The sequence below is a fragment of the Rugosimonospora africana genome, assembly GCF_016862975.1.
Taxonomy (GTDB): Bacteria; Actinomycetota; Actinomycetes; order Mycobacteriales; family Micromonosporaceae; genus Rugosimonospora; species Rugosimonospora africana.
Map to the genome: position 1 here is coordinate 14,415 of NZ_BONZ01000015.1, position 26,905 is coordinate 41,319.

25 protein-coding genes are annotated in these 26,905 nt (G+C 71.5%); 13 read left to right on the top strand and 12 right to left on the bottom strand.

Going from position 1 to position 26,905, the window contains the following annotated elements; translation table 11 throughout:
* Nucleotides 1–3 precede the first annotated feature (3 nt).
* From Raf01_RS08295 to Raf01_RS08305, 3 genes are read right to left on the bottom strand one after another with little or no spacing between them, the layout of a single operon-like run.
* A complete protein-coding gene (locus Raf01_RS08295; protein ID WP_203917159.1) occupies nt 4–1,272 on the bottom strand; it encodes a hypothetical protein in 1,269 nt (422 codons plus the stop codon).
* Complete coding sequence (locus tag Raf01_RS08300) at nt 1,235–1,669, bottom strand: VOC family protein (RefSeq protein WP_203917160.1); 435 nt, start codon at nt 1,667–1,669, stop codon at nt 1,235–1,237. The genes Raf01_RS08295 and Raf01_RS08300 overlap by 38 nt, the downstream gene beginning before the upstream one ends.
* Complete coding sequence (locus Raf01_RS08305; RefSeq protein ID WP_203917161.1) at nt 1,645–2,217, bottom strand: cob(I)yrinic acid a,c-diamide adenosyltransferase; 573 nt, start codon at nt 2,215–2,217, stop codon at nt 1,645–1,647. The genes Raf01_RS08300 and Raf01_RS08305 overlap by 25 nt, the downstream gene beginning before the upstream one ends.
* 109 nt (nt 2,218–2,326) lie before the next feature.
* Between Raf01_RS08305 and murA the strand changes: the two genes are divergently transcribed.
* Nucleotides 2,327–3,601, top strand: a complete 1,275-nt coding sequence (murA, locus tag Raf01_RS08310) for a UDP-N-acetylglucosamine 1-carboxyvinyltransferase (protein WP_239133479.1) — start codon at nt 2,327–2,329, stop codon at nt 3,599–3,601.
* A 171-nt stretch (nt 3,602–3,772) separates the two neighbouring features.
* Here the strand turns inward: murA and Raf01_RS08315 are convergent, their stop codons facing one another.
* The gene (locus Raf01_RS08315; RefSeq protein WP_203917163.1) at nt 3,773–4,090 is read right to left on the bottom strand and encodes a hypothetical protein; all 318 of its coding nucleotides are present in this window, start codon (nt 4,088–4,090) and stop codon (nt 3,773–3,775) included.
* Between the two features lie 122 nt (nt 4,091–4,212).
* On the opposite strand from Raf01_RS08315, the gene Raf01_RS08320 reads away from it, so the two are divergent.
* Entirely contained in the window at nt 4,213–5,061 is an 849-nt protein-coding gene (locus Raf01_RS08320) for a 3-hydroxyacyl-CoA dehydrogenase family protein (protein WP_203917164.1), read from the top strand.
* Nucleotides 5,062–5,130: 69 nt separating this feature from the next.
* Here the strand turns inward: Raf01_RS08320 and Raf01_RS08325 are convergent, their stop codons facing one another.
* Nucleotides 5,131–5,958: an ABC transporter permease gene (locus Raf01_RS08325; protein ID WP_203917165.1), complete on the bottom strand. Its 828-nt coding sequence runs from the start codon at nt 5,956–5,958 to the stop codon at nt 5,131–5,133.
* The gene (locus tag Raf01_RS08330; protein ID WP_203917166.1) at nt 5,958–6,815 is read right to left on the bottom strand and encodes an ABC transporter ATP-binding protein; all 858 of its coding nucleotides are present in this window, start codon (nt 6,813–6,815) and stop codon (nt 5,958–5,960) included. Before Raf01_RS08330 ends, Raf01_RS08325 begins: the two co-directional genes overlap by 1 nt.
* Nucleotides 6,816–6,955: 140 nt before the next feature.
* On the opposite strand from Raf01_RS08330, the gene Raf01_RS08335 reads away from it, so the two are divergent.
* Both Raf01_RS08335 and Raf01_RS08340 read left to right on the top strand, forming a co-directional pair.
* Complete coding sequence (locus Raf01_RS08335) at nt 6,956–7,576, top strand: ABC transporter ATP-binding protein (RefSeq protein ID WP_203917167.1); 621 nt, start codon at nt 6,956–6,958, stop codon at nt 7,574–7,576.
* Entirely contained in the window at nt 7,573–8,991 is a 1,419-nt protein-coding gene (locus Raf01_RS08340; protein WP_203917168.1) for a DUF6297 family protein, read from the top strand. Before Raf01_RS08335 ends, Raf01_RS08340 begins: the two co-directional genes overlap by 4 nt.
* An 11-nt stretch (nt 8,992–9,002) precedes the next feature.
* Here the strand turns inward: Raf01_RS08340 and Raf01_RS08345 are convergent, their stop codons facing one another.
* A complete protein-coding gene (locus Raf01_RS08345) occupies nt 9,003–9,668 on the bottom strand; it encodes a DUF4126 domain-containing protein (RefSeq protein WP_203917169.1) in 666 nt (221 codons plus the stop codon).
* A gap of 144 nt (nt 9,669–9,812) precedes the next feature.
* Here Raf01_RS08345 and nucS point away from each other — a divergent pair, with 144 nt between their 5' ends.
* Together nucS and Raf01_RS08355 are read left to right on the top strand one after the other, a co-directional pair.
* Entirely contained in the window at nt 9,813–10,472 is a 660-nt protein-coding gene (gene nucS, locus Raf01_RS08350) for an endonuclease NucS (protein ID WP_203917170.1), read from the top strand.
* 267 nt (nt 10,473–10,739) lie between these two features.
* Nucleotides 10,740–12,047 (top strand): MATE family efflux transporter, encoded by a 1,308-nt coding sequence (locus Raf01_RS08355; protein WP_203917171.1) that lies wholly within the window; start codon nt 10,740–10,742, stop codon nt 12,045–12,047.
* Nucleotides 12,048–12,065: 18 nt separating this feature from the next.
* On the opposite strand, the gene Raf01_RS08360 is transcribed toward Raf01_RS08355, so the two are convergent.
* Nucleotides 12,066–13,580: a GuaB1 family IMP dehydrogenase-related protein gene (locus Raf01_RS08360; RefSeq protein WP_203917172.1), complete on the bottom strand. Its 1,515-nt coding sequence runs from the start codon at nt 13,578–13,580 to the stop codon at nt 12,066–12,068.
* Between the two features lie 220 nt (nt 13,581–13,800).
* On the opposite strand from Raf01_RS08360, the gene Raf01_RS08365 reads away from it, so the two are divergent.
* The 3 genes from Raf01_RS08365 (at nt 13,801) to Raf01_RS08375 (ending at nt 16,943) form a co-directional block, all read left to right on the top strand.
* A complete protein-coding gene (locus tag Raf01_RS08365) occupies nt 13,801–14,535 on the top strand; it encodes a G1 family glutamic endopeptidase (RefSeq protein ID WP_203917173.1) in 735 nt (244 codons plus the stop codon).
* 63 nt (nt 14,536–14,598) lie between these two features.
* Nucleotides 14,599–16,080, top strand: coding sequence for a S53 family peptidase (locus Raf01_RS08370; RefSeq protein WP_239133480.1), 1,482 nt, complete (start codon nt 14,599–14,601; stop codon nt 16,078–16,080).
* 5 nt (nt 16,081–16,085) lie between these two features.
* The gene (locus tag Raf01_RS08375) at nt 16,086–16,943 is read left to right on the top strand and encodes an SGNH/GDSL hydrolase family protein (protein WP_308442640.1); all 858 of its coding nucleotides are present in this window, start codon (nt 16,086–16,088) and stop codon (nt 16,941–16,943) included.
* A 48-nt stretch (nt 16,944–16,991) separates the two neighbouring features.
* Here the strand turns inward: Raf01_RS08375 and Raf01_RS08380 are convergent, their stop codons facing one another.
* Complete coding sequence (locus Raf01_RS08380) at nt 16,992–18,497, bottom strand: aldehyde dehydrogenase family protein (RefSeq protein ID WP_203917175.1); 1,506 nt, start codon at nt 18,495–18,497, stop codon at nt 16,992–16,994.
* A 99-nt stretch (nt 18,498–18,596) separates the two neighbouring features.
* Between Raf01_RS08380 and Raf01_RS08385 the strand changes: the two genes are divergently transcribed.
* Genes Raf01_RS08385 through Raf01_RS08395 form a run of 3 tightly spaced genes read left to right on the top strand, consistent with a single transcriptional unit; the run spans nt 18,597 to nt 21,680 of the window.
* A complete protein-coding gene (locus Raf01_RS08385) occupies nt 18,597–20,429 on the top strand; it encodes a 3-hydroxyacyl-CoA dehydrogenase family protein (protein WP_203917176.1) in 1,833 nt (610 codons plus the stop codon).
* Nucleotides 20,430–20,485: 56 nt separating this feature from the next.
* The gene (locus tag Raf01_RS08390; RefSeq protein WP_203917177.1) at nt 20,486–20,812 is read left to right on the top strand and encodes an Rv1322 family protein; all 327 of its coding nucleotides are present in this window, start codon (nt 20,486–20,488) and stop codon (nt 20,810–20,812) included.
* A gap of 49 nt (nt 20,813–20,861) precedes the next feature.
* Nucleotides 20,862–21,680: an alpha/beta hydrolase gene (locus Raf01_RS08395; RefSeq protein WP_203917178.1), complete on the top strand. Its 819-nt coding sequence runs from the start codon at nt 20,862–20,864 to the stop codon at nt 21,678–21,680.
* 48 nt (nt 21,681–21,728) lie between these two features.
* On the opposite strand, the gene Raf01_RS08400 is transcribed toward Raf01_RS08395, so the two are convergent.
* The 3 genes from Raf01_RS08400 to mce all read right to left on the bottom strand — a co-directional run bounded on the left by Raf01_RS08400 (nt 21,729) and on the right by mce (nt 25,656).
* Entirely contained in the window at nt 21,729–23,546 is a 1,818-nt protein-coding gene (locus Raf01_RS08400) for a hypothetical protein (protein WP_203917179.1), read from the bottom strand.
* Nucleotides 23,547–23,650: 104 nt separating this feature from the next.
* A complete protein-coding gene (locus tag Raf01_RS08405) occupies nt 23,651–24,889 on the bottom strand; it encodes a coiled-coil domain-containing protein (RefSeq protein WP_203917180.1) in 1,239 nt (412 codons plus the stop codon).
* Nucleotides 24,890–25,179: 290 nt separating this feature from the next.
* Nucleotides 25,180–25,656, bottom strand: coding sequence for a methylmalonyl-CoA epimerase (gene mce, locus Raf01_RS08410; RefSeq protein WP_203917181.1), 477 nt, complete (start codon nt 25,654–25,656; stop codon nt 25,180–25,182).
* Nucleotides 25,657–25,717: 61 nt separating this feature from the next.
* Between mce and Raf01_RS08415 the strand changes: the two genes are divergently transcribed.
* A complete protein-coding gene (locus Raf01_RS08415; protein ID WP_203917182.1) occupies nt 25,718–26,902 on the top strand; it encodes an acetyl-CoA C-acetyltransferase in 1,185 nt (394 codons plus the stop codon).
* Nucleotides 26,903–26,905 lie beyond the last annotated feature (3 nt).

The window sequence follows — 26,905 nt, forward strand, 5'->3', positions numbered from 1 at the left end:
GCTCTAGCCGGCGGCCGTCCAGAGTCGGGTCGCCTGGCCGTCCTCGGCGGCCAGCAACAGCCGGTCACCGGTACCGGTGAGGCTGACCAGTCGCTGATCGCCGGCCGGTACCGTGGCCGGCAGCGTCAGCTCTGTCCAGGACGCCAGATCCGTGCTGGCCCACAGCCGGTACCGGGTGCCGTCCCCGGCGAGCGCATAGGCGCGCTGAGCGGACCCTGCGGCGAGTCCGGTGACGACGGCCAGCCCGGTGACGATCGGCAGGTCGGTACCGGCGAACGTGCCGAACCGGCCGGCGGCCCGCCATCCGCCCGAGGTACCCAGCCAGGCGCCGAAGCCGTGGCCCCGCTCGCCGACGGCGAGCACACCGTCGCCGTACCGGGCGGCACGCTCCAGCGCCTCATCCTCGGCGCCGGCCGGGATCGTCTCGCGACGCCAGGACAAACCGTCCGGTGAGGTCCACACGACCGGGTCCCTGGCGGCCGTCCGGGACCCGGGCGTGATGACGTTCCCGACGGCGGTGAACCCCGGCCCTGTCGCGGCGGCGCCGGGGAAGCCAGACCCGGTCCCGGCCGGACCGGAATCCTGCCCGAGGACGCCGCCGACCGCGTCCAGCACGGCGGTCTGCCCGCGGGCGTCGGACTCCAGGGCGGGATCGGCGTCGACGCGCCGGAAGTCCCGGCCGTCCGGTGTGAACCAGACTGCCGCGCCGGCCTGCCCGTTGGCGTCCCGCCAGGTACCGGTGATGAGCCAGCCGGTCGGGCCGGCCGCGATCCTGCCGACGCCGATCGCGTCCGGGCCGCCGTACAGCTCGAATGCCGCCGGTACCTCGTCCAGCCGGCCGCCGCCGGTGGAGATCCAGGTGCTGATGCGCGGATTGGCGTGCACCCCGCCGGCCGTCGAGCCCACGGCGGCCACCTCGGCGCCCCGGCAGGCGACCGCGGACAGCAGCTGCGCGGGGCCGTACACCGAGGTGGGCCGCACAGGAACGGCCGTCCAGCGCTCCGCGTCGCTGCTGGTCCACAGCGCCGGGCGGGTGGAGCCGTCGGGCAGCAGGTACCCGCCGGCCGCGTACCAGTGGCCGGGACAGGCCGCCACGTCCCGTACCTCGACCCGTCCGGAACCGGTGGCCGGCAGGGTCACCGCCCGCCAGGCCGGGACGGCCGGACCGGTGCCGGTGTGCCCGCCCGTGGCCCGCTCCTGGCCGGTGCACCCGGCGGTGAGCAGGATCGCCAGGCTAAGCGGGATCCGCCACCAGCTCAACCTCGTACCCATGGCCGTCCTCCAGGAACCCGGCGTAGTGATCGGGGCCGCCCGCGTGCGGATGACGATCCGCGAACATCAGCGTCCAGCCGTGCTCCACCGCGCTGGCGACCAGCTCATCCACGCGGTCGCGGGTACCGGCGTGGAACGCGAGGTGGTTGAGGCCCGGGGCGCACCGGTCGTGCACCTTCCCGGTCAGCGCCGGCGACTGCTCGACCACCAGGTACGTGTCGCCGAGGCGCCAGGAACGCCCGTCCGGCCAGTTCTGGTACGGTTCCCAACCCATCGCGCCGAGCAGCCAGCCCCAGCACGTCTCGGCGGCGCTCAGGTCGGGTACCCAGAGTTCGACGTGGTGCAGTCCGAGCGTCCCGGCTGCCCGGATGCTCACCGGCCGCCGCCCGGCACCCACTTCACGTCGCCGTCCGGGTTTGCCACCCGGGACAGGATGAACAGCAGGTCAGACAGCCGGTTGAGGTATGTGATGGCGAGCGGGTTGGTGCGCTCCTCGTCCTGTTCGTACAGTGCCCAGGCCGAGCGCTCGGCGCGCCGGGCCACAGTACGCGCGGCGTGCAGCAACGCGCCGCCGGGCGTCCCGCCAGGCAGGATGAACGAGTCCAGATTGGCCAGTTGCGCGTTGAACTCGTCGCACCAGCCCTCCAACCTGGTGACGTAATCTTCCGTGATTCGCAGCGGTGGGGACTTCGGTTCCGCCACGATCGGGTTGGACAGGTCGGCGCCCACGTCGAACAGGTCGTTCTGCACCACCGTGAGAACGCCCCGTACCTCGCCGGGAAGCTGACCCATCGCCAGTGCGACGCCGATCGCGGCGTTGCACTCGTCAGTGTCGGCGTAGGCGGCGAGGCGCGTGTCGGTCTTGCGGACCCGCGAACCGTCGCCGAGTCCGGTCGTGCCGGCGTCGCCGGTCTTGGTGTAGATGCGGGTGAGGTGTACGGCCATGAAGCGAAGTCTAGGGTCGCCAGGCCCGCCCGGGGTGTGGGCGGGCAGGTCAAGCGGCCCGGGGGAAAAGCTTCTCGTGGCGGATACCCCTACGATTGCCGGCGTGGACATGATCCGGGTGGTCGGCGGCGCTCGCTTGTCGGGCGAAGTGATGGTGGGCGGGGCGAAGAACTCCGCGCTCAAGCTGATGGCGGCGGCGCTGCTCGCCACCGGCCGATCGGAGATCTCGCAGGTACCCAAGATCACAGACATTCTGATCATGGCGGAGGTGCTGCGCCGGCTGGGCTGCGATGTGACCTTCACCGACGGCGTGATCTCGGTCGACGCTCCGGACAAACCGGGTACCGAGGCCGATTATGACCTGGTGCGGCGGCTGCGCGCGTCGATCTGCGTACTCGGCCCGCTGCTGGCCCGGTGCGGGTACGTGCGGGTGGCCCATCCGGGGGGCGACGCGATCGGGTCGCGCGGGCTGGACATGCACATAGCGGGCCTGACCCGGATGGGTGCGGACATCGCCAGCGAGCACGGCTTCGTGATCGCCTCGGCGCCCTCGGGGCTGCACGGCGCGACCATCTGGCTGGACTTCCCCAGCGTCGGTGCCACCGAGAACCTGCTGATGGCGGCGGTCCTGGCGGACGGCGTCACGGAGATCGACAACGCGGCCCGCGAGCCGGAGATCGTTGACATCTGCCAGATGCTCGTGGGCATGGGCGCGCACATCTCCGGCGCGGGTACCTCCAAGCTGCAGATCGAGGGCGTGCCGGAACTGCACCCGGTGGCGCACCAGACGGTGGGGGACCGGATCGTCGCCGGTACCTGGGCGTTCGCGGCCGCGATGACCCGGGGTTCGGTCACCGTACGGGGTGTCAACCCGACGTTCCTGGAGATAGCGCTCGACAAGGTGATCAGTGCCGGGGGCGAGGTGATGACCGAGCCGAACGCGTTCCGGGTCACCATGGATCGCCGGCCCCGGGCGGTGGATGTGTCCACCCTGCCGTACCCGGGGTTCGCCACCGACCTGCTTCCGATGGCGGTCGGGCTGGCCTCGGTCAGCGAGGGCACCTCCCTGATCACCGAGAACATCTTCGACGGCCGGTTCATGTTCATCAACGAGATGGCCCGGCTGGGTGCGGACATCCGCACCGACGGCCACCACGCGGCGGTACGGGGCCGGGACCGGCTGTCGTCGGCACCGGTACGGGCGACCGACATCCGGGCGGGCGCCGGGCTGGTCATGGCGGGCCTGTGCGCCGACGGTGTCACCGAGGTGAGCAACGTGCACCACATCGACCGCGGGTACCCGAACTTCATCGACGACCTGCAGGGACTGGGTGTGGCGGTGGAGCGCCTGGTAGCTCCGGAAGAGCCTTCGTTCGACTTCTGAACCGTCTGGGCGGGTCGCCGGCTTCAGGCGGCGAAGCGCTGGTCGGCTCAGATCGCTGGTCGGCTCAGATCGCTGGTCGGCTCAGATCGCTGTCGGCTCGGATGGCGCCGGCCGAGATGACGTCGGCCCAGACGGCGCTGGCGCAGCGGGCTCGGGTCGGATAGCGCCGGCTCAGATGGCGCCGTCGGTCAGCCTGCGCGCCCGGTCCAACTCTGACTCGAAGACCAGCACGTGCACCCAACCGTCGCCGGCCGGCGCGACCGTCGCCCGGATCCCCGCACGTTTCAGCAGTTGGCGCAGTGCGCGGGCGACGGACTGGTCTTCGACGGTCGCGACCGGCCGCAGCAGGCCGAAGTCGTTCGTCGCGGTCTGGTCCGGGATGTCTGCCTTGAACTCACTGCTGGACGCCCAGCGCAGGATCCCCGCGAGGATGCCGATCACCCCGAAGGCGACCAGTGGTCCGGCGACGTACATGCTGGCGAGGGGCACGTGCTCAGTGTCCCACTCGACGATCCGGAGCGCAGCCGGTTGAGTTGGGCCGGCTGATCGCCCGTTCAGGCGGCCCGGTTAGGGTGCTTGCCAAGGTTGCCACGGAGCAGGGGAGGACGGACATGGCGGGTCGCCTCGCGGTCATCGGGGCCGGACTGATGGGGTCCGGAATCGCACAGGTCGCCGCGCAGGCCGGCTGGTCGGTCGTGCTGCGCGACCTGACCACCCAGGCCACCGGTCGAGGGCTGGCCGGCATCGAGAAGTCGCTGGAGAAGTTCGCCAGCAAGGGTGTCATCGCCGCCGATGATGTCGCCGCGACGCTCGGCCGGATCACCACGACCACCGAGCTGGACGCGGCCGCCGATGCGGACATCGTGGTCGAAGCCGTATTCGAGCAGCTGGACGTGAAGCAGGAGGTGTTCCGGGCGCTGGACGGCATCTGCAAGGACGATGCCGTACTGGCCACGAACACCAGCGCCATTCCGGTCACCCAGATCGCCGTGGCCACCTCGCGGCCGGAGTCGGTGGTCGGTACGCACTTCTTCTCGCCGGTACCGCTGATGAAGCTCTGCGAGCTGGTGCGCGGGTACAAGACGTCGGACGCGACGCTGGCGACCGTGAAGACGTTCGCGGAGGAGATCGGCAAGACCACGATCGTGGTGAACCGGGACATCGCCGGGTTCGTCACCACCCGCCTGATATCCGCCCTGGTGGTCGAGGCGGTGAAGCTCGTGGAGAGTGGCGTCGTGTCGGCGGAGGATCTGGACATCGCGTGCAAGCTCGGCTTCGGGCACCCGATGGGCCCGCTGGCCACCACCGACCTCACCGGTGTCGACGTCCTGCTGCACGCGACGAAGAACATCTACACGGACACCGCCGACGAGAAGTTCTTCCCGCCGGAGTTGCTGCAGCGCATGGTTGCCGCGGGCGACCTGGGCCGCAAGACCGGCCAGGGTTTCTACTCGTACTGACGCGCGTACGCGTACTGACGCCGCCCGGATCTGGAGATCCGGGCGGCGTCGCGTGACACAGGAACGGGTTCAGCTGTCCTTGCCGGCCCGCCAGCGGAAGGTACGGATCGCCAGTACCAGCCCGCCGATCGCCCACAGGACGAGGACCAGGGCCAGCCGGCCGTGCTCCCAGCTGTGCGCCGCCTCCTGCTGAGCGAACGAGTCCGGCAGGAACACCGACCGGTACCCCTGCGCGATCCATTTCAGCGGGAACAGCGCGCCGACGTGCTGGAGCCAGCTCGGCAGGTCGGTGAACACGAAGTACACGCCGGACAGGAACTGGAGCACCAGCGCGATCGGGGTGATCGTCGCCGGGGCTGACTTCCCGCTGCGCGGTACCGACGAGAACGCGATGCCCAGCAGCGACCCGGCGGCGGTACCCGCGACGGTGACCCAGATGAACGTGGCCCACCGGTGCCAGTCGTCGGGCAGCGTCACCTTGCCCAGAGCAGCGGCGATCGCCAGCAGCACGATCGACTCCAGTACCACCATGGTCAGGACCATCACGATTTTGCCGAGGAAGTACGCGGCCGGCGGCATCGGTGTGCCCTCCAGCCGCTTGAGGATGCCCTTGTCCCGTTCGATCGAGATCTGGATCGCCAGGGTCTGGAAGCACACCCCGAACAGCCCGGAGGCGAGGATTCCCGGCACGAAGTACTGCGAGAAGTTGATGTTCCCGGGGATGTTGTAGTTGAGTACCGAGCCGAAGATCAGCAAGAGGATCACCGGGAACGCGAGCGTGAACACCACCGACTCGCGCTGCCGGAAGAACTCCTTGACCTCCAGCTTCCCGCGCTCCCAGCCGAGCCGGACGGCGTGCACCGGGCCGCGCCCCACGGTTGCGGTGGTCGTGGCCATCACTGCTCTCCCTTGCCTGCGTTGATCATGGATAGGTAGATGTCCTCCAGGGTCGGCCGGGCCACGGTCAGCCCCGGTACCTCGCCGCCGAACTCGGCCGACAGCTTCGACACCTGCGCGGTCGGGGTGTCCGTGGAGACCGATTGCCGGCCATCCCGCGCGTCCCAGCTCACCACCGTCGCCGCGGTCGCCCGGCCGCCGAGCGTCGCCGGGGTGGCCACCTCGATCATCCGGCCGTTGTTGATCACCCCGACCCGGTTGGCCAGCGCCTCGGCCTCGTACAGGTAATGCGTGGTGAGCAGGATCGTCGTGCCCTCGGCGGACAGCTGGCGGATCAGGTCCCAGAACTCCTGCCGCGCCTCGGGGTCGAAGCCGGTCGTCGGTTCGTCGAGGAACAGCAACTCCGGCCGCCCGATCACGCCCAGCGCCACGTCCAGCCGGCGGCGCTGGCCGCCGGAGAGGGTACCGGCGCGGGCGGTGGCCTTCTCGGCGAGGCCGACCGCCTCGATCAGTTCGGCCGGGTCGCGCGGCGCCGGGTAGTACAGGGCGAAGTGGTTGATCACCTCGCGCACGGTCAGCGCCTCGAACTCTCCGGTGGACTGGAGCACGATGCCCACCCGGGCACGCCAGTCCCGGGTCGGGCGCCTGGGGTCGAGGCCCAGCACGGTGACCTCGCCAGCGGACCTGGGCCGGTACCCCTCGAGGATCTCCACCGTCGTGGTCTTGCCGGCGCCGTTCGGTCCCAGGAGGGCGAAGCACTCACCCCGGGCCACGTCCAGGTCCAGACCCCCGACGGCGACGTGATCGCCGTATGTCTTCTGCAACCCGCGGACCCGGATCGCGACGTCGTCTGTCATGCGCCCAGAGTGCACGAACGCCCGGGTGGGCCGGTACGCCCCCCGGGTGGAATCGCCTGCCACCCTGAGACCTAGTTCACGTGTCCACCCGGCGAGCCCGCGGGAAGTCCGGCGGAAACCCCCGCCGGTACGCTTCCGTGATGCTGTCCGTGGCCAACCTCACCCGCCGGTTCGGTGAGCGGGTCGTGCTCGACCAGATCAGCTTCACAGTCACCGCCGGCGAGGTGTGCGCCGTGATCGGGGCCAACGGTTCCGGCAAGACGACCCTGCTGCGGTGTGTCGTCGGTGCCGATCGGGCGGACGGCGGCCAGATCCGGCTGGACGGCCGGCCGATGATCGAGACCGACCCGGTGGTCCGGGCCTCGGTGGCCTGTGTTCTCGACGACATCGACTTCTTTCCCGACCTGTCCGTCGGCGAGCACCTGGACCTGCTGGCCTACGCCCACGGTGGCCGCGAGCCGGACGTGGTGGAGGAGATCATCGCCGAGCTGGGCCTGAGCGACGCGCGCGACCAACTGCCCGCGACGCTGTCCAGCGGGCAGCGCCGACGCCTCGCCCTGGCGTCCTGTTTCGTCCGGCCGCGGCGGCTGCTAGTGCTGGACGAGCCCGAGCAGCGCTTGGACGCCGAGGGCCGGGAGTGGCTCGCCGGGGCGCTGCTGCGGGAACGGGAGGCTGGCACGGCGGTGCTGCTCGCCTCGCACGACCCCGACCTGGTCGCCACGGTCGCCGACAGCCACCTAGAGCTGGGGCCGGAGGATTGAGCCCGGCGATCGGTTCCACACCGGCCGTGGCCTCGGCGCTGCCGCCCGCGCCCGCGGTGCCCTCAGCCCGCCGGCTGCGCAGGCGGCTGCGCGCGGCACGGCGGGAGCACGGCAGCGGCCGGGGCGGAGACATCTACCTCGTCCTCATGATCATTATTGTGTTCGGGGCGATCGGGCCGCGGTACCTGAACCGGTACCTCACGCATCCGGCGGAACAGCCGGCCCCGGAGGCCACCCGCTGGTGGTTGGTGGTCGCACTGGCCGTCGCCGCCGCCGGGCTGACCTGGCAGGCGCTGCGCGCCTTCGGCCCGTTGCTGGCCATGCCCTCGACCCAGGCATGGTGCGTGGCCAGCCCGGTGGCCCGCCGTGGCTGGCTGATCACGCCGCTGGGGTACCTGCTGCTCGGCGGTGCGCTGGTCGGCGCCGGGGCGGGTGCGCTGGGCACGCTGCTGGCCGGCGCGGCCGCGAGCGGTGCGGCGACCGTCGGCGGAGCCGCGGTGGTCGGCGCCGGCACCGGGGTGGCCATGGCCGGGGCCGCCACCGGTGTGCAGACCCGGCGGTGGCATCCGGCGGAACGGGTACCGGTGCTGGTCGGCCTGGCCGGCGCGGTGGCGGTGATCGGGCTGCGGTACGCGCACGTGGTACCGGCGACGCCGGCGGCGCCGGTCCGGTGGTCGGCCCTGGCCGTGGCGGTCGTCGCGGTCGCCGGCGCCGTCGCGGCGCTCGGCCGCCTGGGCCGGATCGACCGGGCCGCGTTGGCGGCCGGCGCCCCGCTGGCCGGGGCGGCGGCGTCCGCCGCGATCTTCATGGACGCCACGCTGTTCTCCGGCGTGGTGGAGGCGCGCCGCTGGCGCCGTGCCGGCCGGGTGCGGTCCGGCCTGCGCCGGCTGCGGCCCGGCCCCCGCTGGGCGGTCCTCCTGAGGGCCGAAGTGCGCCGGCTGCCCCGCCGGCCCGGAGCGCTCGCGATCTGGGCCGCGCTGATCCTGGTGCCGTACGCGCTGGTGCTCATCGCGCCGGAGGCGGCCGGCGCGGGGCGGGTGGTGGCCGGGTACCTGGCCGTGGGCCGGCTGGCCGCCGGCCTCCGTGCGGTCTGCCGCTCGCCGGCTCTGCGCCGCAGCCTCGGCGACACCGATCAGCGGCTGTACCGGGTGCACCTGGTGGTACCCGCCGCCGGTGCGCTGCTCTGGTGGCTGGCCGGCAGCGGTGTGTCCGCCCCGGACCCCAACCAGCTGGTGTTCGTCATCGGGCTGGTGTTCGCGGTGTACCGCAACGCCACCGCCCCGTCCCGGGCCTACGGCGGCCCCATGGTGGACACACCGTTCGGCCTGGTACCCGTCGACCTGCTCCGCCAGGTGCTGCGTGGCCTGGACGTGGTCGCGGTGCTGGTCTTCATCGAGCTGTTCCTCCCGGCCTGAACCGGCCGGGCTCAGCGGCGCAGGCCGGTACCCGGATCCGCCGGCAGCCGCAGCGTGTCCGCCGGCCCGGCAGCCGCCGCGCGCCGCGCCGCCTTCTCCAGCTTGCGCCGGCGGCGGCGCCGCCTTACCCAGACGAAGAACGCGACGATCGCCGCCACGAACACCACGATCAGCACCGGCAGCACGATCGCGACCAGCGACATCGCGGTGCTGAACACATCCTCGATCGTGCTCGCCACAGGCGCGCCGAACCCGAGCGTGGACACGTTGATGACCGGTCGCGCGGTCGCCTTGACCCCGTGTACGCACAGCGCCACCAGCGCGCCGACCGCGACCGGTACCCACTGGTGACTGCTGAAGAAGCTGCCCGGATCCGTCACCATCTCGGTCTTCGCGCCGGACGCGGCGCCGAACGACAGGCCGCCCGCGGTCGGCCGGATGACCGTGTGCACCACGTCGTTGACGTGATCCATGACCGGCACCTTGTCGGCGACCACCTCGATGGCCAGCAGTACCAACAGGATCGCCAGTACCCAACCGTTGCTCAGCCACTGCCAGCTCGCCGGCAGGTCGACCAGCCCGGTGTACCGGTCGAGCAGGCCGAGCGCGAGCAGCGGGATGTACGCGTTGAGTCCGGCCGACGCGGACAGGCCCAACCCGGTCAGTGCTTCCAACACGACGTCCAGCATGGCATCGATGCGCCACTACGCCAGTCGGGCCGACTGGTCTGGGTCGTCATGCGGCGACAGACGCGCCGAGCCAGGCTGCTCAGAATCGGGTCGGACGCCGTCGCCGGTGCCGGCGTCGGCTACCCTCGCACGGTGCGGTTGGTCATTGCCCGGTGCTCGGTGGACTACATCGGTCGGCTCACGGCTCATCTGCCGCCGGCCACTCGGCTGTTGATGGTGAAGGCCGACGGGTCGGTGTCGATCCACGCCGACGACCGGGCGTACAAGCCACTCAACTGGATGAGCCCGCCGTGCCGGATCGAAGAGGCGCCGGGCGTCTGGCGGGTGGTCAACAAGGGCGGCGAGGAACTGCGGATCACCATCGAGGAAGTGCTCCACGACTCCTCGCACGAGCTGGGTGTCGATCCCGGTCTGCAGAAGGACGGCGTCGAGGCGCACCTTCAGGAGTTGCTGGCCGCGACGCCGAGCACTCTGCAGGAGGGATACACGCTGGTTCGGCGGGAGTTCCCCACTCCGATCGGGCCGGTCGACCTGTTCTGCCGCGATGTCGAGGGCGCCAGCGTGGCGGTCGAGGTGAAGCGCCGCGCCACCATCGACGCCGTGGAGCAGCTGACCCGGTACCTGGAGCTGCTCAACCGGGATCCGTTGCTGGCGCCGGTGGCCGGCGTGCTGGCGGCGCAGACCATCGCGCCGCAGGCGCGCACGCTCGCCGAGGACCGGGGCATCCGGTGCGTGGTGATCGACTACGACGCGCTGCGCGGGATCGAGCGGGACGAGCTGACGCTCTTCTGAGCCGGCCGGCCTGACGCGCCCGGCCGGCAGCGAGCTGGCGGCCTGACTCGCCGGCCGACAGCGAGTCGGTCGGCCTGACCCGCCCAGCTGGCAGCGGGCTTGAGAACCGGCCCGCATGATGACTCCCCGCACCAGGGCCGGGGGCAATTCGGCCGTTTTGCGCCGGACTAGCCTATCCGGCAACTACCCTCCGTATTGTGACCCGTACGTATCGCTCCACCCCGTGCATCCAGGCTTTGGCGCGGGCCGCACTGGGTGGGCAGTGACGTGCAGGGCGCGCGCCGAGTGGTCGCCGGGCTGGTCGACCAGGCCGTCATGGCGTGTGCCAACGCCGCGAACACCGTCATCGCGCTGGCCCTGCTGACCCGTGAGCGCGCCGGTGCCATGGTGCTCTCGCTCGGCCTCGCCTACCTGGTACTGACCCTGAACCGGGCGTTTGTCGGCGACGTTCTGATCGTGCTGGCGGCCCGGCTGGACGCCCAGCGCCGGGCCCGGCTGTTACGCAACGGGCTGGCGATGGCGGTCGCGTTCGGGGTGGCCGCGATCGTGGTGCTGACCGTGATCTGGGCGCTCCGTCCCCGTACCGGCAAGATCGATCTTCAGGACCTGATCTGGGTGGCGCCGTTCCTGCCGGTGATCCTGCTGCACGACACCGGCCGCAGCGGGTACCTCGCGCTCCGGGCACAGGGCAGCTGCCTGTTCATCGACCTGGTGTGGGTGTCGACCCAGGCCGTCGTGATGACCGGCTTCCTTCTTGCCGGGCACCGTTCGGCGAGCATGATCTTCGTGAGCTGGGGAGTGGGCGCGCTGGCCGGGGCGGCCGTGTTCCTGCTGCGTACCCGGCAGTGGCCGTGGCGGGGCAATCCGCGCCAGTGGATCAGCGAGACCAGGCACCTGTCCGGGTGGTTCACCGCGACCCAGATCATTGGCCAGATCCAGGTTCAGGCGATCGGCTTCCTGGTCAGCGGCCGGCTGTCCCAGCGCGACCTGTCCGGCCTGCGCGGCGGGCAGACCGCGTTGATCCAGCCGGTACAGAACTTCATCGTGGCGGTACAGAGCCTGATCGTGCCGAGGTTGTCCCGGCTCGCCGGTGACGCGGGCGGGCGCGGGGAGCGGGAGAGCCATTCCGCGGCGTACCGGCTGGCCCGGCAGACCAAGCTGCTCGCGATCGCGTTCGCCGGGCTGGCGGTCGTCATGGTGGCGACCGTGGTTCCGCTGTCGGAGTTCGTGCTCGCCCGGCTGAGCAAGTTCGCCGACATCGCGCCGCTGGCCCTCCCACTGTGCGTACAGGCGGCCATCTACCTGATCGAGCTTCCGTTCGCGGCGGCGCTGCGCGGCATGCACAGGGCCCGGCTGCTGTTCATCCGGTACGCCATCTACACCACCGCCAGCCTGGCCGGCCTGGTCGCCGGCGGGGACACGGACGGGCTGCACGGTGCCGTGTGGGGGCTGACCGCGGGGGCGGCGGTCAGCCTGATCACGATGGTCTCGTTCTACCGGTACGCGCTGCACCAACTGGTACGCGGGACGCCGGAGCGGCCGGAGGTCGAACCGGTACCCAGCGTCGCCGCCTGACCTCCCACGGCCGGCGGCTCACCAGCTGGACAGCGGCTTGCCCTCGGCGAAGCCGGCCGCGCTCTGCACGCCGACCACGGCCCGCTCGTGCAACTCCTCGAGGTTGCCCGCCCCCGCGTAGGTGCACGCCGAACGCACCCCGGTGACGATCTGGTCGAGGATGTCCTCGATCCCCGGGCGGGCCGAATCCAGGTACATCCGGGCGGTGCTCACGCCCTCCTCGAACAGCGCCTTGCGGGCCCGGTCGTACGCCGACTCGTCGGCGGTGCGCCGGGTGACCGCGCGCTTGGACGCCATCCCGAAGTTCTCTTTGTACAGCCGGCCGTCCTGATCGCGCTGCACGTCGCCGGGCGACTCGTTGGTGCCGGCGAACCATGAACCGATCATCACGTTCGAGGCTCCGGCGGCCAGTGCCAGGGCGACGTCGCGCGGATGGCGCACGCCGCCGTCGGCCCACACATGCGCGCCGAGCTGGCGAGCCGTCGCGGAACACTCCAGTACGGCGGAGAACTGCGGCCGGCCGACCCCGGTCATCATCCGGGTGGTGCACATGGCACCCGGCCCGACACCGACCTTGACGATGTCGGCACCGGCCGCGACCAGGTCCCGTACGCCGTCGGCGGTCACCACGTTGCCGGCCACCACCGGTACCTGCGGGTCCAGCGCACGCACCGCGCGCAGCGCGTCGATCATCCGTTCCTGGTGCCCGTGCGCGGTGTCCACCACCAGCACGTCCACCCCGGCGGCGAGCAGCTTGTCGGCCCGACCGGCCGGGTCGTTGACCGGGTTGCCCCGGCCGCCGGCGCCCGCACCGGCGGCGGCCTCGCCGGTGACCGTGTTGCGGGCCGAGCCGCCCGCCGAGCCGGCGATGCCCAGCGCGGCGGCCACCCGCAGCCGTCCCTGCCCGTCGACCGCGGGCTGGTAGAGCGTGGCCCGCAGGGCGGCCTTGCGGGTCAGGATGCCGACCAGCGCGCCGTTAGCGTCCACGACCGGGGCGAGCCGGTGACGGCCGGGCGCGAGCCGGGCGAACGCGTCGCTGGGCGAGATGCCGACCGGCAGGGACTCGATCGGTGCCGACATGATCGCCGACAGCTGGGTGAACCGGTCGACCTCGGCGCAGTCGCCCTCGGTGACCACGCCGATCGGCCGGTCGCCCTCCACCACGACGACGGCGCCGTGGGCGCGCTTGGGCAGCAGCGCGAGGGCGTCCGAGACGGTGTCGGTCGGGCGGAGCGTGATCGGGGTGTCGTACACGACGTGGCGCTGCTTGATCCAGGAAACCACCTCGGCCACCACGTCCACCGGGATGTCCTGCGGGATCACCACCAACCCGCCGCGCCGGGCCAGCGTCTCGGCCATCCGCCGCCCGGCCACGGCGGTCATGTTCGCGGCCACCACCGGAATGGTGGTGCCGCTGCCGTCGTGGGTGGACAGGTCGACCGCCATGCGGGAGCCGACCGTCGACCGGCTGGGCAGCATGAACACGTCGTCGTAAGTCAGGTCGTGCGCGGGCGCTGGATGGATGAGACGCATAACCGCCAGTATCCGTGGCCGGTAGCCGGCCCCGCCGGGTAACCCTCGACACTCCCCGCGACGTACCCCCTGGACTGTTAAGAAGAGTTTTCATCTATTGAAATCTACTGATATATGTGATCGGCTTTGCGCAACCGACGGCTGGTCTGGGTCGTCGCGCGGCAGAGGCGTCGAGCCGGACCAAGTCGCCCCAGGTACGGCACCTCACGAAGGAGCCCGCATGCGCCATCTGCTCGTCCGCCTGGCGACAGTGCTCGCCGGCGTCACCGTGCTGGCCGCCCCCACGGCCGCGTCCGTCAACCTTGACGTCGCCGGGTTCGGCCCGGCTCACCACGCCCTCGCCGGCCACGGCGTCGGGTACAACATCAACGGGTACAACTGGGGCGGGTACGCCGCCACCGGCAGCGGGTTCACCTCGGTGTCGGCCACCTGGACCACCCCGTCGGCCACCTGCAACTCGCGCAGCGACCTGTACGCGCCGTGGGTCGGCCTGGACGGCTACGGATCGTCCAGCGTGGAGCAGACCGGCGTGGCGACCGACTGCTCCAGCGGCCGGGCGGTCAACGAACCCTGGTACGAGATGTACCCGGCCGCCCCGGTGTACCTGTCGACCAGCTCGTACCCGGTGGCCGCGGGTAACGTCATCCACGCCTCGGTGACGTACGCGGGTGGCAGCAGCTTCACGCTGACCCTGACGAACCAGAGCCGCGGCTGGACGTACACCACGACCAAGTCGCTGAGCGGTGCCCGGCGCTCCAGTGCCGAAGTCATCATCGAGTCGCCTCCCGGCCGGTACCCGAACTTCGGCACCATCAGCTTCACCGGCTCGACCGTCAACGGCAGCAGCCTGTCCTCGTTCAACCCGGTCGCGCTGGACCCGTCCAACGGCGTGTACGAGGCACACACCGGCGCGCTGAGCGGCGGAAACTTCTCCATCACGTACCAGCACGAGTGACCGAAACCCGTCGTGGCAGGGCGGCCATTCCGCCCTGTCACGACGTACTCTCAAGCAGTGACCATGGGCCCTTCCGAGCACGTCGTACCGGGTAGCCGCCGGGAGGCACTGCCCGGCGCGCGCCGGGTCGGCGACGCCGATCCCGCCGAGACGGTCCGGGTGACCGTCGTCCTGCGCCGTGCCGCACCCCGCTCGGGTGCGCCGGCAGATGCCGACGAACTGGTGCTGGTCGAGCGATTCGCGCGGGACCATGGCCTGTCCGTCACCGCCACGTCCCCGGCTGCCCGTTCGATCGGCCTGTTGGGCAGCGTCGCGCAGATGAACGCCGCGTTCGGCGTGAGCCTGGGCAGGTACAGCACCGACGGGCAGACCTACCGGGGGCGGGAAGGCGACGTCCACGTGCCGCGCGAGCTGGCCGACGTAGTGGTCGCCGTACTCGGGTTGGACGACCGGCCACAGGCGCGGGCGCACTTCCGAGTCGCCCACGACCCGCGCGGCGCCCGCGTCGAAGGGGTGGCGCCACGCGCCGCGACCAGCGGGTACCCGCCCCGCGAGGTGGCCCGGCGGTACGGCTTCCCGACCGACCTGGACGGCACCGGGCAGACAGTGGCCGTGATCGAGCTGGGCGGTGGGTACCGCACCGCCGACCTCACCGAATACTTCGAGAAGCAGGGCGTCAAGAGACCGACGGTCAGCGCGGTCTCGGTCGACGGCGCGAAGAACACACCCGGCGGCGACGCCGACGGCGAGGTGGCGCTCGACATCGAGGTGATCGGCGCGATCGCGCCCGGCGCGCACATCGCGGTCTACTTCGCGCCCAACACCACCAGCGGCTTCTACGACGCCATCGCCGCCGCGCTGCACGACACCCGGCGCAAGCCGTCGATCGTGTCGATCAGCTGGGGCGAGGCCGAGGCCGGCTGGACTCCGCAGGCGATGGACTCCTACGACGAGCTGTTCGCCGACGCCGGCCCGCTCGGCGTGACCATCTACGCGGCGGCCGGCGACGACGGCTCCCGGGACAACGGCACCGGTGACAACGTCGACTTCCCGGCTTCCAGCCCGCACGTCGTGGGCTGCGGCGGCACCACGCTGGCACCGACCGGTGAGGTGGTCTGGAACGACAGCGCCACCGGCAACGGCGCGACCGGCGGCGGCGTGAGTGTCCACTTCGGACTACCGCCGTACCAGGCGGAGGCCGCGGTGCCGTCCAGCCCGCGACGGACGGCCGGGCGCGGGGTGCCGGACGTAGCCGGTGACGCCGACCCGCTGACCGGGTACCAGGTGCGGATCGACGGCCGCGACGCGGTGATCGGCGGCACCAGCGCCGTGGCGCCGCTGTGGGCCGCGCTGACGGCGCTGGCCAACCAGCGCGGCGGTACGCGGGCAGGTGAGCCGCACGAGCGGCTGTACGCGCACCCGGCCGCGTTCGTGGACATCACCAGCGGCGACAACGGCGGGTACAGCGCCGGGCCGGGCTGGGACGCGTGCACCGGCCTCGGCAGCCCGCGTGGAGAGCAGATCGTCCAGATCCTGGGAGGTTAGCTGCGGTGATCGCGCGTCGATGGTGGGCGGTCGCGTTCGCGCTGCTGGCGGCGACGGCGCTGGCCTGCAAGGGACAGGAGGGCGCCGGCGGGACCTCGCCCGAGCCCGACCCGACGCGTACCCGGGTGGTGGCGGGCCTGCCCTCGTCGATGGCCGCGATCGGTGACTCGATCACGGCCGGGTACGGCAGCTGCTTCACCCTCACCAACTGCCCGCGCAACTCCTGGGCCACCGGCGACGGCAGCCTGGTCGACAGCCACTACCGGCGGATCCTCGACGGCAACCCGGCGATCAAGGGGCACGCGAAGAACTTCGCCGCGTCCGGTGCCACCGCGGCCGGCCTGGCCTCTCAGGCCACCAAGGCGGCGGCGACCCACCCGGCGTACCTGACCGTCATGATCGGCGCGAACGACGCGTGCCGGAGCACGATGACCGCCACCTCGACGTTCGCCTCCCAGATCGACACGGCACTGCGCGCGGTGAAGACGGCCAGCCCGCAGACCCGGATCCTCATGGTGAGCATCCCGAACGTGTACCGGGTCTGGGAGGTCGGGCACACCAGCCGGCTGGCCCGGTCGGTGTGGTCGCTGGGGGTCTGCCCGTCGCTGCTGGCCAACCCGACGTCGACGGCGGCCGCGGACGTGGCCAGGAGGCAGGCGTTCCGGGAGCGGATCGACGCCTACGACGGGCTACTGGCCAAGGCGTGCACGCGGTACGGGCACCTGTGCAGGTGGGACGGCGGCGCGGTGCACGACGCCACGTTCAACCTCAGCCAGCTGTCCGCGCTGGACTTCTTCCACCCGAACGCGGACGGCCAGAACGAGATCGCCGAGGTGACCTTCCCGAGCAGCTTCACCTGGTGACGGCTTCCCGCGGCGGCGCGAACCGGCACCGGCCGCGCGTGGGATCCGTCAGCGCGGGCGGCCGTGCAGGAGCTTGACCGCCTTCGCGATCTGGGCCACCTGCTTCGGCGTGCGGTCGAACGACAGCGCCGGCAACAGCGAGCGCATCCGGCGCTTGGTGATCGCCTTGGGGCGGGCGAACTCGCGCAGCCCGTCGGCGCCGTGGATGCGCCCGAAGCCGGAGTCGCCGACCCCACCGAACGGCAGCGTGGGCATGCCCGCGAACGAGATGGCCGAGTTCACCGACGTCATGCCGGAGCGCAGTTGCCGGGCGAGGGCGACCCCTCGGGTACGGGAGAACACCGCGCCGCCCAGCCCGTACCGGGACGCGTTGGCCAGCCGTACCGCCTCGTCGGCGTCGGGTACCCGGGTCACCGTCAGGGTCGGCCCGAACGTCTCCTCGACCACGGCGGCGGCGTCCTCCGGCACGTCCACCAGGATCGTCGGGCGCACGTACGGCGGCTGGACCGCGTCCAGCCCGCCCAGCGCCGCCTTGCCGCCCCGGTCGAGTGCGTCGGCGATGTGCCGCCGGATCGTGTCGATCTGCCCGGGCATGGTGATCGGGCCGAAGTCCGCGTCGTCTTCCATGCCGACCCGGAGTCGGGCCGCCCGCTCCACGAGCCGCTGGAGGAAGGCGTCGTACACCCGGTCGGCGACGTAGACCCGCTCGATGCCCACGCAGGTCTGGCCGGCGTTGGTCATGCCGCCCCAGACCGCGGCGGCGACCGCGCCGTCGAGGTCCGCGTCGGCGTCAACGATCATCGCGTCCTTGCCGCCGCACTCGGCGAGGACCGGGGTCAGCGTCTCGGCGCAGGCGGCCATCACCTTCTTGCCGGTGGCCGTCGACCCGGTGAACGCGAGCTTGTCCACGCCCGACCGGCACAGCGCCGCGCCCGTCTCGCCGATGCCGTAGACCGCCGAGAGCACCGGATGCTCCGGCACCACCTCGGCGAACCGCTCCACGATCCACTGGCCGATCGCCGGCGTGTACTCGCTGGGCTTGAACACCACGGTGTTGCCGGCGGCCAGGGCATATCCGATCGATCCGACCGGGGTCAGCACCGGGTAGTTCCACGGGCCGATCACCCCGACGACGCCGAACGGCAGGTATTCCAGCCGGGACGAGTACTCGAGCTGCATCAGCGAACTGCGCACCCGCCGGGGCCCGAGCACGGAGCGGGCGTGTTTGGCGGCCCACGCGATGTGGTCGATCGCGCCGGCGGACTCGACGACCGCCTCGGCGACCGGCTTGCCGCCCTCCCGGTGGATCAGGTCGGTCAGTTCGTCGAGCCGGTTGGCCAGCGCGGCCCGCCAGCGCAGCAGCCGCTCCCGGCGGCCGGCGAAGCCGAGCGCGGACCACCAGGCGGCGGCCTGTCGCGCGCGCCGCACGGCCGCGGCGACGTCGGCCGGGGTGGCGGCCGGGAACCGGCCGATTTCCTCACCGGTGGCGGGATTCGTGGAGACCAGGCGCCCGTCGTCGATGACGGGGACCCCGGGGGTGTGGGTGGCGGTCACCACAGCAGTGTAAGTCCGTAACCTACTGACCGGTAGCCTGCGGTAACTGGGGACATGACAGACTGCGACCCAGGTTCGCTCGGGACGAAGGAGGCGGTCGTGACCCGGCAGTTCGGCACGGTAGGCGTGGTGGGGTTGGGCACGATGGGTGCCGGCATCGTCGAGGTGTTCGCCCGCAACGGCATCGACGTGATCGCGACCGAGATCAATGAGGCCGCGCTGGAGCGCGGCCGGTCCACGCTGACCGCCTCGACCGACCGGGCGGTCGCCCGCGGCAAGCTCGCCGAGGCGGACCGCGACGCGCTGCTGGCCCGGGTCCGGTTCGCTGTCGGGCTAGACAACCTGCGCGACGCCGACCTGGTCGTCGAGGCAGTACCCGAGCGGCTCGACATCAAGCGACAGATCTTCGCCGAACTCGACCGGGTGTGCCGGCCGGACGCGATCCTCGCGTCGAACACCAGCTCGCTCGCCGTCACCGAGGTGTCGGTCGCCACCACGCGGCCCGCCCAGGTCATCGGCATGCACTTCTTCAACCCGGCGCCGGTGATGAAGCTGGTCGAGGTCGTCCGGACCGTGGTCACCGCGGGTGACGTGGTGGCCGACGTCGAGGCCCTGTGTGCGCGCCTGGGCAAGGTCGGCGTGACCATCGGGGACCGGGCCGGGTTCATCGCCAACTGGTTGCTCTTCGGGTATCTGAACCACGCCGCCGCGCTGTTCGAGTCCCGGTACGCCAGCCGGGAGGACCTGGACGCGGCGATGAAGCTGGGCGGCGGCCTGCCGATGGGTCCGCTGGCGCTGATGGACCTGATCGGGCTGGACACCTCGTACGAGATCCTGGAGACGATGTACCGGCGGGGCGGCCGCGACCGGCGGCACGCACCCGCGCCGGTGCTCAAGCAGCTGGTCACCGCCGGGCTGCTGGGCCGGAAGACCGGCCGGGGCTTCTACACGTATGAGAAGCCGGGCTCGCCGGTGGTCGTCGACGACGAGCTGACCCCACCGCCCGCCACCTCGGCCGACCAGGCGCGGCCGGTCGCCAAGGTGGGTGTGGTCGGATCGGGCACGATGGCCGCCGGCCTCGTCGAGGTGTTCGCCCGGCAGGGGTACGAGGTGATCTCGGTCAGCCGGAGCGAGGAGTCGTCCGACCAGTCTGGCTCGGCGCGTCTGTCGCCGCGCAACGACCCAGACCAGTCGCCCACGGTGCTGCGGGAGACGGTACGGGCCTCGCTGACCTGGGAGATGGGGAGCGGCAAGATCACGGAAGGCGACCGGGACGCCGCCCTGGACCGGGTCACCTGGTCCGCCAGCCTGGACCACCTGGCCGACGTCGACCTGGTTGTAGAGGCCGTGGCCGAAGACCTGGCGGTCAAGAAGGCACTGTTCGCCAGCCTGGACGAGATCTGCAAGCCCGGCGTGCTGCTCGCCACGACGACCTCCAGCCTGCCGGTCATCGAGATCGCGATGGCCACCGGCCGCCCGGCGGACGTACTGGGGCTGCACTTCTTCAACCCGGCTCCGGCGAAGGCGCTGGTCGAGGTCGTGCAGACCGTCCGTACCTCGCCGGATGCGGTGGTGACGGCCCGGGCGGTGCTGACCGCGCTGGGCAGGACCGGGGTGGTCTGCGGGGACCGGGCCGGGTTCGTGGTGAACAGCCTGCTGTTCCCGTACCTGAACGACGCGGTACGGCTGCTCGAAACCGGGTACTCCACGGCCGACGACATCGACGCGGCCATGAAGCTCGGCTGCGGGTACCCGGTCGGGCCGATTGAGCTGCTCGACGCCGTCGGGCTGGACGTGGCACTGGCCATCCAGCGGGAGCTGTACCGGCAGTCGCGGGAGCCGGGCCTCGCCCCAGCCCCGCTGCTCGAACAGCTGGTGATCGCCGGGCATCTGGGCCGGAAGACCGGCCGCGGCTTCCGGCACCACGGTTGATCCGCCGGCTCCGGCTGTCCCGGGTGATCCGCCTTCGAGCCACGTAACCTGGGATTATGAGCCCCCGTCGCAACTCCCGCCGGCGCGACGCCGAGCCGCGGATCGACCAGGACCAGGCTCGTCGCGGGGTCGAGCGGATCCAGGTGGCGAAGGACGGGGAGTGGGCGGTACGGGTGATCCCGGGCGGTTCGAGCCCGAAGGCGTACCGCTGTCCGGGTTGTGACCAGGAGATCCCGCCCGGCGTCGCGCACCTGGTGGCGTGGCCGGCCGACGGCCGGGGTGATCTGAGCGACCGTCGCCACTGGCACAGCAGCTGCTGGCGGGCCCGGGACCGGCGCGCCCCGATCATCCAGCGCTCCCGCAGCGCACCCCGGTACGGCTGACCGCCCGGCCGCCAGCCGCGCCCGGCCCGCGCTTGGTTAACGTTGATCCGTGAGCACCCCGACGCCGTCTTCCGGCGATTCCGCGAGCCAGCCGATCCGCGCCAACTCGATCCTCCCCGCCGACCGGCGGGACATCGAGCTGCACACCGCGGACGGGCTCACCCTGGTGGGCGAGCTGGCCCGGCCGGCCGACCGCGATCCGGTCGCCACCCTGGTCTGCCTGCACCCGCTGCCCACGCACGGCGGCATGATGGACAGCCACGTGTTCCGCAAGGCCGCCTGGCGGCTGCCCGCACTGGCCGGGCTGGCCGTGCTGCGGTTCAACACCCGGGGCACGTCCAGCGTGCGGGGAACCAGCGGGGGCGAGTTCGGCGGGGGCGCCGACGAGCGGTACGACGTGGCCGCCGCGATCGAGTACGCGGAGTTCGAGGAGCTGCCGTCGATCTGGGTGGTGGGCTGGTCCTTCGGTACCGACCTGGCTCTGCGGTACGGCAACGAGCCCTCGGTGGTGGGGGCGATCCTGCTCTCCCCGCCGCTGCGGTTCTCCACGCCCGAGGACCTGAGCGGTTGGGCGGCGTCCGGGAAGCCGGTCACCGCGCTGGTCCCCGAGTTCGACGACTACCTACGCCCGGACGAGGCCCGGCAGCGGTTCGCCGCGATGGGCCAAGCGGAGGTCGTCGGGGTACCGGGGGCGAAGCACCTGTGGGTAGGCGACGCCGAGACCGTACTCGACGAGATCGTCAAGCGGGTGGCTCCGGAGTCGTACCCGCTCCCGCAGACCTGGGACGGCCCGATGGAGTACGGCGACGCCAGCGCGTACGCCGACCGTACGGTGGCCGCGTTCGCGGACGTACCCCGGCCGCAGTAACGGCCAGAGCGTCGAACGAGGGCTCTGGCCGGTCGGTGCCGCGAACGGCTACTTGGCTTCGGCGCTGACCTTCTTGCCGTTCGGCGTCTGCGGCTCGGGCTTGTCCTTCGGCTGGTTCTTGGACTTGTTCGCGTGAGCCTTCTCGGCCTGTGCCGGGTCCCCGGCCTGGTCCGCCGGCTCACCGTCCTGGAGAGCCCCGTCTGGGAGAGCCCCGTCCTGGGCCGCCGTCCCGGACGGCTCCGCGACGGCGGTCTCGGGGCGTCCTCCGTCGGGCCGGCCGCCGTCAGGGTGGCCTCCGTCGGGGTGCGGGCCCTCCACGAGCATGCCGCCGTCGGCGAGAACCATGTCGCCCTGCACCTTTTCCGGCCCGGCGGCCTGCCCCTCACGGGTCTGCTCGGCCTCGGACCGCTCGCGGACCAGCGTCTCGAGCTGGTGCCGCTCCTCGGCCACCCGGGCTTCCATCGCCTGCCGTGCCTCGTCCGCCTTCCGGAGCTCTTCCATCTGCCGGGCGGCCTCGGTCCGGTACTCGCCGGCTTTCCGCTTGGCGTCGGACTCGGCCATGCGCGCCGCCTCGGCCTGCTGGTGGGCGCTGACCGCGTGCTGGTGTGCGGCGGACGCCTGCTGCTGAGCCGAGGCCAGTTGCTGCTCGGCCTGGGTCGCCTTCTGCTCCGCGTTGGCCAGCTGCTCCTGGGCGAAGGCGATCTGCTCCTGGGCCTGCTCGACGACCTGGCGGCTCGCCTCGGCCTCCCGCACCGCGTCCGCGCGCACCTGCTGGGCGTCGCTGGACTGCCGCTGCGACTCGACGACCAGCCGCTCGGCCTGTGCCCGGGCCGCGTTGAGGACCTTCTCGGCCTCGGCGCGGGCGCTCTCGACCACCCGCCGTGCCGCGTCGTCGGCCCGGCCGCGGGTCTGGACCACATACTGGTCGGCCTGGGTCTTGGCGTGGCCGGCGTACTGCTCGGCCTGGCCGCGCAGTGCCGCCAGCTCGGCGTCGATGCCGGACCGGCGCTGCTGCGCCTCCCGTTCGACGAGACCACGCTGGTGCGCCACATACGTGTCGGCGTCGGCCCGGAGCTGGCGGACCCGCTCGGCATTCTCCTCGCCGACCCGCTTGGCCTCCTGCTTGATCTGGGTGGCCCGCTGCTCGGCGTAGGCGTCGGCATCGGCCCGGATCTGGCGTGCGTGCGCCGCGCTCTCCTCGGCGGCCCGCTGAGCTTCCTGCTTGATCTTGGCGCGCTGCTCTTCGGCATACGCATTGGTGTCGATCCGCAGCCGCTCGGCCCGGGCCGTGCTCTCCTCGAGGAGCCGCTGCGCCTCCTCCTGCGTCGTCCGGTGCAGGTGCTCGGCCTCGCTGCGTAGCCGGGTCGAGTATTCCTGACCCTTGGTCAACTCGGCGTTCAGCTCCGCCCGGCGCTGGGCCGCGGCGCGATCCTCGTCGGCCCGGCGGGCGGCGAGGGCGGCCTCGAAGTCGCGTACCGCCTTGTTGTGCTGTTCGCGGGCATCGATGAGGACGCGTTCGGCCTCCTCGCGCTGGCGCTGGCAGGCGGCGAGGGCGTCGGCCTTGATCGCCTCGGCCTGCTCCTCCGCCATGGTCAGGATCTGCTCGACGCGCGGACCCAGGTGGCGGAACGAGATCTGGCCCACCGGAACGGTGTGGGCACCCGCGCGGCGCTGCTCGGCGATCTCCAGCTGCTGCTGGTGGACCTGCGCCGCCAGCGCGTGCAACTGAGCGTATGCCTCGTCGCGCTCGGCGCCGAGCGCCGCGTTTTCCGTCTCCAGGTTATGGATGAAGGAGTCGACCTGATCCCGCTTGTATCCGCGGACAGCGGTGTCGAAGTTGGGTTCGGAGGCAAGGCCCCCGCTCACTGCATTCAGGTCTCCGCCTTGCGACATAGCTCCATCCTCACACGCAACATCCCGTCATGCAGGCATTCAGACCGGCATGACGGGACGTGCGCGCTTTGCTGCGCTCAGCTTGCCGAGACCTTGTCGTCCCTGTCGGACGCGTTGTCGCTCTTGTCCGCCGGTGCGATATTCGGCACAATACCAGCCAGCCCGGAGAGCATCTGACCCAACTGTGCGGTAACGGCGTCTTTTTGACGGGTGAGTTCCTCGACCTCGCGGCGGGCCGTGGTAGTGGTCTGCTCGGCCTCGGTCCGGGCCTCGGTGACCATCCGGTGCGCCTCGCTCCGCGCCTCGTTCACGGTCTTGTCGGCCAGTGACTTGGCCTTCTCGATCGTGTCCTCGGCATTGCGCTCGGACTCGACCCGGCGGGCCTCGGCCCGCTGCTCGATCTCCTTGGCCCGCTCCTCCGCGTTGCGCGCCCGCTGCTCGGCCTCACTGACCAGCTTCTGGGTGTTGGCCACGGCAGCGGCGTGCCGCTGGCTCTCTTCGCGCTCGGACGCCTCGCGGCGCTCGGCCAGCTCCAACTGGAGCGCCTGGAGGTCCTTGTCGCGCTTGTCCCGTGCGTCGGCCAGCAGCTTGGTCGCCTCGGCGCGCTTCTCCTCGGCGTCGCGCGCCGCCTTTGCCCGCAGCTGAGTGATCTCCCGCTCGGCGGTGGCCCGCAGCGTGGAGACTTCCCGCTCCACGGTCGCCTTCAGCTCGGCGACCTCGTGCGCCGTCGCGGCGCGCAGCTGCTTGGTCTCCCGCTCGGCGTCCGAGCGCAGCGTGTCCGCCTCCCGCCGGGCCTGGACCCGGACCTCGGCGGCCTCCCGCTCGGCGGCGGTGCGCAGGTTGCTCGCTTCGCGCTCGGCGCTCGCCTTCATCGCGGCCGCTTCGGCACGCGCCTTGTCCGTGATCTCCCGGGCCTCCAGCCGGGCCGCGGAGACGATGCCCTCGGCCTCGCGCTTGGACTCCCCGCGGTGGTCGTTCGCCTGCTCCTCGGCGAGGCGCAGGATCTGCTCGACCCGGGTGCCCAGCCCAGACAGAGTCGGCCGGCTGTTTTCCTCAAGCTGTTTGTTGGTGTCGGTGAGCTTCTGCTCCACCGAGTTGATCCGCTGTTCTGCCTGGCGCAGCCGACGCTGTGCGTCGTTCATCCGCTGCTCGGCCTCGCCACGAGCCTGCTCGGTCTGCGCGATGGCGGCATTCAGGCGCTGAATGTAGCCATCCACCTGCTGACGGTCGTAACCACGGAGAACGACGCTGAACTCGGTGCTCGCGTTCGCATCGTCGAAAAACGCAAGGGAAGAGGACTGCTGCTGCTGGGGCATTGGCACATACTGGCAGATCCCCCCCGCCCCTCCGCAAGACCGACCGTGCCAAGTCATGAAGAAGGCATAAGGTCAACTCACGTTCGTCCGAAGGGGCGGCGAATGACGGCACGGTACGAACGACGACGGACACCGCCGGCCACCTGGATCGCGACGCTGGGTCGACGGCCGATTACTGACGCGTGTCGATGCCGGCGGATGTCGATTGCCGGCGCAGGTCGATTGCTGACGTGTCAATGGCCGGAGCGCAAAGAGGATTCCGGCCGCCCCCGACCGGACCCCTCCGGTAACTAGTCGGCGCCGGCAGCGGGCTCGACGAGTTCGACCAGTACGCCCCCGGCGCTCTTCGGGTGCACGAAGTTGACCCGGGAGCCGGCCGTGCCGGTGCGCGGGGTGTCGTACAGCAGGCGCATGCCCCGCTCGCGCAGTACGGCGCAGGCGGTGTCGATGTCCGCCACGGTGTAGGCGAGCTGCTGGATGCCGGGGCCGCTGCGGTCCAGGAACTTGGCGATCGTCGAGGACGGCGACAGCGGCGCGAGCAACTGCAGGCAGGTGTCGCCGTCGCCCGGGCCGACCGCCAGCATCGCCTCGCGTACCCCCTGCTCCTCGTTGGCCTCCTGGTGCACGCAGCGCATGCCGAAGACCCGCCGGTAGAAGTCAATGGCGTCATCGAGGTCGGGCACCGCGATGCCGACATGATCGATCCGGAGCAGGCCGATACCTGTGACCGAAGCCGCACCGGGCTCAGGATGGGGAGTCGCGTCCATGGGAGCTAGTCTGACTGACCTAACCATCGTTCAGTATCCGGATCCGGGTCGGGGAGTCGAAATGACATCGGTGATCGTAAGCGGTGCCCGTACCCCCATGGGGCGACTGCTGGGCAACCTTAGGGAATTCCCGGCTACCCGGCTGGGCGCGGTCGCCATCCGGGCGGCGCTGGAGCGCGCCGGGGTGGCACCCGACCAGGTGCAGTACGTGATCATGGGCCAGGTTCTGACGGCCGGCGCGGGGCAGATCCCGGCGCGGCAGGCCGCGGTCGAGGCCGGCATTCCGATGTCCGTACCGGCGCTGACCGTCAACAAGGTGTGCCTGTCCGGACTCGACGCGATCGCGCTGGCCGACCAGCTGATCCGGGCGGGCGAGTTCGACATCGTGGTGGCCGGCGGCATGGAGTCGATGACCAACGCGCCGCACCTGCTCGTCGGTCAGCGCCAGGGCTACAAGTACGGCGACGTGGTACTCAAGGACCACATGGCGCTCGACGGCCTGACCGACGCGTACGACAACGTGTCCATGGGCGAGTCCACCGACCGGCACAGCCGCCGGTACGGCATCACCCGTGAGGAGCAGGACGCGTTCGGCGCGGCCAGCCACCGCAAGGCGGCCACCGCGCAGAAGAACGGCGTGTTCGCCGAGGAGATCGTCCCGGTCGAGGTGCCGCAGCGGCGTGGCGACCCGATCGTGGTCAGCGAGGACGAGGGCATCCGGCCGGACACCACCCCGGAGACGCTGGCGAAGCTGCGCCCGGCGTTCGGCGCGGACGGCACGATCACCGCGGGCACCTCGTCGCCGATCTCCGACGGTGCTGCCGCGGTGGTCGTGATGAGCAAGGCCAAGGCCGAGGAGCTGGGCCTGTCCTGGCTGGCCGAGATCGGCGCGCACGGCAACGTGGCCGGCCCGGACAACTCGCTGCACGCCCAGCCGGCCAACGCCATCGCGCACGCGCTGCGCAAGGCCGGGCTGACCGCTGGCGACCTCGACCTGATCGAGATCAACGAGGCGTTCGCGGCGGTCGGCATCCAGTCCACCAAGGAACTGGGTGTCAGCCCGGAGATCGTCAATGTCAACGGCGGGGCGATCGCGCTGGGGCACCCGATCGGCATGTCGGGCGCCCGGCTCGTCCTCACCCTGGCCCTGGAACTGCGCCGGCGGGGTGGCGGGCTGGGCGCCGCGGCGCTGTGCGGCGGGGGCGGGCAGGGCGACGCACTGCTGGTACGGGTGCCCACCGTATGAGCG

Coding starts and splice junctions, on each gene's coding strand:
- Raf01_RS08295 (WP_203917159.1), bottom strand. CDS start 1,272: ATGGGTACGAGGTTGAGCTGGTGGCGGATCCCGCTTAGCCTGGCGATC.
- Raf01_RS08305 (WP_203917161.1), bottom strand. CDS start 2,217: ATGGCCGTACACCTCACCCGCATCTACACCAAGACCGGCGACGCCGGC.
- murA (WP_239133479.1), top strand. CDS start 2,327: ATGATCCGGGTGGTCGGCGGCGCTCGCTTGTCGGGCGAAGTGATGGTG.
- Raf01_RS08320 (WP_203917164.1), top strand. CDS start 4,213: ATGGCGGGTCGCCTCGCGGTCATCGGGGCCGGACTGATGGGGTCCGGA.
- Raf01_RS08325 (WP_203917165.1), bottom strand. CDS start 5,958: ATGGCCACGACCACCGCAACCGTGGGGCGCGGCCCGGTGCACGCCGTC.
- Raf01_RS08330 (WP_203917166.1), bottom strand. CDS start 6,815: ATGACAGACGACGTCGCGATCCGGGTCCGCGGGTTGCAGAAGACATAC.
- Raf01_RS08335 (WP_203917167.1), top strand. CDS start 6,956: ATGCTGTCCGTGGCCAACCTCACCCGCCGGTTCGGTGAGCGGGTCGTG.
- Raf01_RS08360 (WP_203917172.1), bottom strand. CDS start 13,580: ATGCGTCTCATCCATCCAGCGCCCGCGCACGACCTGACTTACGACGAC.
- Raf01_RS08365 (WP_203917173.1), top strand. CDS start 13,801: ATGCGCCATCTGCTCGTCCGCCTGGCGACAGTGCTCGCCGGCGTCACC.
- Raf01_RS08370 (WP_239133480.1), top strand. CDS start 14,599: ATGGGCCCTTCCGAGCACGTCGTACCGGGTAGCCGCCGGGAGGCACTG.
- Raf01_RS08390 (WP_203917177.1), top strand. CDS start 20,486: ATGAGCCCCCGTCGCAACTCCCGCCGGCGCGACGCCGAGCCGCGGATC.
- Raf01_RS08405 (WP_203917180.1), bottom strand. CDS start 24,889: ATGCCCCAGCAGCAGCAGTCCTCTTCCCTTGCGTTTTTCGACGATGCG.
- mce (WP_203917181.1), bottom strand. CDS start 25,656: ATGGACGCGACTCCCCATCCTGAGCCCGGTGCGGCTTCGGTCACAGGT.
- Raf01_RS08415 (WP_203917182.1), top strand. CDS start 25,718: ATGACATCGGTGATCGTAAGCGGTGCCCGTACCCCCATGGGGCGACTG.